Source organism: Actinomyces ruminis (assembly GCF_002154335.2).
In the GTDB taxonomy this organism is placed as follows: domain Bacteria; phylum Actinomycetota; class Actinomycetes; order Actinomycetales; family Actinomycetaceae; genus Actinomyces; species Actinomyces ruminis.
On sequence record NZ_MTPX02000089.1, the window covers coordinates 1 to 3,332 of the forward strand.

5 protein-coding genes are annotated in these 3,332 nt (G+C 64.0%); all 5 read right to left on the reverse strand.

The genetic code is table 11. From position 1 onward, the window contains the following. On the reverse strand, positions 1-180 hold a 180-nt coding region (locus tag BW737_RS17120; RefSeq protein WP_218961951.1), incomplete at its 3' end, for a hypothetical protein. 3 nt (positions 181-183) lie between these two features. Then, on the reverse strand, positions 184-993 hold the full coding sequence (locus BW737_RS15335; protein ID WP_143233423.1) for a hypothetical protein: 810 nt from the start codon (positions 991-993) through the stop codon (positions 184-186). Further along, on the reverse strand, positions 990-1,814 hold the full coding sequence (locus BW737_RS15340; protein ID WP_086616101.1) for a hypothetical protein: 825 nt from the start codon (positions 1,812-1,814) through the stop codon (positions 990-992). Before BW737_RS15340 ends, BW737_RS15335 begins: the two co-directional genes overlap by 4 nt. Next, the gene (locus BW737_RS15345; RefSeq protein ID WP_086616102.1) at positions 1,741-3,096 is read right to left on the reverse strand and encodes a DUF6571 family protein; all 1,356 of its coding nucleotides are present in this window, start codon (positions 3,094-3,096) and stop codon (positions 1,741-1,743) included. The genes BW737_RS15340 and BW737_RS15345 overlap by 74 nt, the downstream gene beginning before the upstream one ends. An 8-nt stretch (positions 3,097-3,104) precedes the next feature. Next, positions 3,105-3,332: hypothetical protein (locus BW737_RS17125; RefSeq protein ID WP_218961952.1), on the reverse strand; the 228-nt coding region annotated here is incomplete at its 5' end.

Here is a 3,332-nt window from a genome sequence, read left to right on the forward strand (position 1 = left end):
TTGAGTCTCCAGCGGGTCCTCCACCCACACCCGCCACCACACACCACCAGCAACCCCCACCACCACGAGCACCAAGACCACCACAACCACAACGGCACGGCAACGGGCGCCGCGGACTGGTCGGTGGTCGGACTCCGAGACGGGAGTGGACGATGCGGGGGAGGTGGCGGTGGCTTCCATGGGTCAAGGCGCGGTTGGGGCGCTGGCGGGCTGGGCGCTGGTGGTCGTCGGCTCTGTGCTGGGGGTGTCGGCTGCGTCGGATGGGTCGGGGGCGCCGGTGTCTTCGCTGGTTTTGGGCTTTGGGATGGCGTGGTGTTCCTGCGCGGTGGTGACGATGTATGTCAGTAGCTCGGGCATGACGGCCATGGCTTCCTGGGTGGTTCTCGGGCCGTCGAGATTATTCTCTGGATGGGGAATGACCGCTGCTATTGTGAAGCCGTTCCCGAACCAGATGCCGTTCACATAGTTTTCTGAGCCGGACTCCCTGACCCAGAGGTAGGTGTTGCCCTCAAGGTCGGGGGTGTTGAGTTTCTGGACGCCGTTGTCGGTGTCCGCGGCCATGGTCTCGTCGGTCCACTTGTAACCGTTGCCGGCATCATACTCGTCGCCGCTCCAGTATTCGATGAACATGATGGTGTTGTGCAGGTGGTAGCCTCTGGCGTCCGTAGCTGCGGGCATGCCTGACAAAACAGTGCAACGCCTATCCCAACCGCCGTATCCCTGTATCGTGGAACTGCCGATACTGCTGCCTAGGATTCGGTTGAGTTCGGCGGTGTTGTAGACGTCCTGGCATACGGCCTGCGGCGGCGGAACCTCCTCCGGCTGGTCCCAGGGGCGCCACCAGGCCAGCACCCCGGCGCACAGGACCGTGATGGTGAGCAGGACCGCCAGTACCATCGTGCGTCGTCTCGTACGGCTCGTGCCAGAGTCCTGGGTAGTGTCGGTGGGGCGGGTGGTGTTGCTGTGGTCCGTGGTGGGGCTGGTTGGGTTCATGGCTGTGCGCTGCCGGTGCTGGTGGGCTGGGCGCTGGTGGCTGTCGGGTCCGTGCTGGGGGTGTCGGCTGTGCCGGATGATTGGCTCACAGGCGTCTTGCTGGGCTTAGGGTTTGGGATGGCGGGGTGTTTTCGTGCGTTGGTGCCGACGTAGGTCAGCAGCTCGGGCATGACATCCATGGCTTCCTGGGTAGTTTTGGGGCCGTCAAGGCTGCCTTCTGGGTCGCCCAGGATGACGGCAACGGTGAAGCCGTCCCCGAACCAGATGCCATGCACATAGTTTTCCGAGCCGATCTGCATTACCCAGAGGTAGGTGTTGCCCTCGAGCTCGGGGGTGTCGAGTTTCTGGACGCCGTTTTCGGTGTCTGCGGCCATGGCCTCATCGGTCCAATTGTAACCATGGCCGGCTTCGTACTCATTGTCGTGCCAGAAGTAGACATACATGATGGAGTTGCTTATTTCGTAGCCTCTGGCGTCCGTAGCCGCGGGCATCCCCGAGGCAATAGTGCAACTGCCTTCCCAAGCCCCATAGGCGAGTACATGGTCGCTTCCGATGTGGCTGCCAAGGATTTGGTCGAGTTCGGCGGTGTTATAGAGGCCATTACATACGGTCTCCGGCGGTACGGGCGTCTCCTCCGGCTGGTCCCAGGGGCGCCACCACCAGGTCAGGGCCCCGGCGCACAGGACCGTGATGGTGAGCAGGACCACCAGTACCATCGTGCGTCGTCTCGGGCGTCTCGTGCTTGCGTCAGGGGTCTGGGTGGTGGCGCCGGTGGGGCGGGTGCTGGCGTTGTCGTCCGTGGTGGGGTTGGTCGAGTTCATGGGGGCACGCTGCCGGTGTTGGTGGTTGTGTTAGTAGTCTTCGGGCAGGTCGGTGTCCTGGGGGGTCGGCCGCGGTTTGGCTGACGGTCATCAGGTCGGCGGATAGGCCGATGTCGTCGCGGTAGCTGGCCCACCATTGCTGGAACTGTTCCTTCTGGGTGTCATCGGTGATGGTGATGGTCTTGGTTTGCGGGTTGTACCAGGACTGTGGATTGGTGGCGTCGGGGAAGTAGCTCTCGTCTACGAGCCCGTGCTGGACGGCGACCTCGGTGATACTGGCGTTATATGCGGTCGCGTCGACCTGCAGGTCGGTGACGGTGTCGTTGGAGGCCGCCTCCCACAGTGACAGTCCGGTGGAGCCCACGGCGGAAACGGCCGCTGCGGCTGGTTTGGGGATCGCGCCCACGAGGGCGAAAGCGGCACCGGCCAGCGCGCGTTCCTTGTCGCGTCGGGTGTTCGTGCGCTCGTTGGCCAGGTCGGCGACCTCATCCACCCACGCCGCCGCGCTCCGCCCGTTGGTGTAGGCGCTGCTCATGCCCGTCTGCGCCTGGGGCACCTGCTCGGGGGTCGGGGTCGATCCGTCTGTGGGCAGGTCCTCGGCGGCCTCGGCGTGCGCGGCACGGTGGGTATAGTTCGCGATCCCCTGGCCGGCCGCGGACACCGCGTCGTCGGAGTCGGCGATGGACGCGACCACATGCTTCAACGCCTTGCGCTTGGACTCGGCGTCGTGGGCGTAGTCGTTGGCGGTGGAGTAACCGTACTGACGGTTAGGGTTCCCGTCTGCGGTGGCTATGCTGGTGACCTCGGCGGAGTGGTTGCCGGCGAACACGCCGAGGTTGACCTTGGTCTGCTCAGAAGAGCTGGAGAAGTCATGGCCGCCGAAGTACTCCAGCGCCTGACCACAGGCCCAGGTCGCCCGCCCGTCCAGGCCGCCGTCGGTGCTCCCGCGCTGGCTGGAGAACCCCGCGTAGGCGGCGGTCAGTGCCTCCTCATTCCCGCGCACCCAAGTCCGGGAGAACAGCAGGTCGGCGCGCTCCTGGGCGGTGATGGTGCGCCCGTCCCGGGTGGTGAACGAAATGTTCGGGTCGTAGTCGGTGATCGGGATGGTCGCGTTGGCGCTGTCACCAACCACGATGGGCGGGTTGACCAGGGTCGGCGTGAAGTACCGGTCGGCCGCCTCCAAGTTACGACTCATGGCGAACAACGGCCCCGCCATCGCGTCAACCGCATAGCCGTCAAGGTAGTTGCCGGTCCCGGTTACCAACGGGGCATCGGTCACCATGGCCGTTTTCACCAGTCCTCGCCATCATAGTATTCCCTAAACGTGTCAGCACTGGTCCATGTGTGAGTTCCGCTACTCAAGCTGACAGCATTTAGCTTATTAACGGCCTCAGGTGTGTTGCCAGCCATGGCTCCTACCCAGCCGTTGAAGTCGATTGTTTGTTGGTTGGTTTTGAGTGTGATGTGGTGGGCGCCGTTGGTGTCTGTGGTGTACCAGGTGGTGGTGTTGGGGTCTGG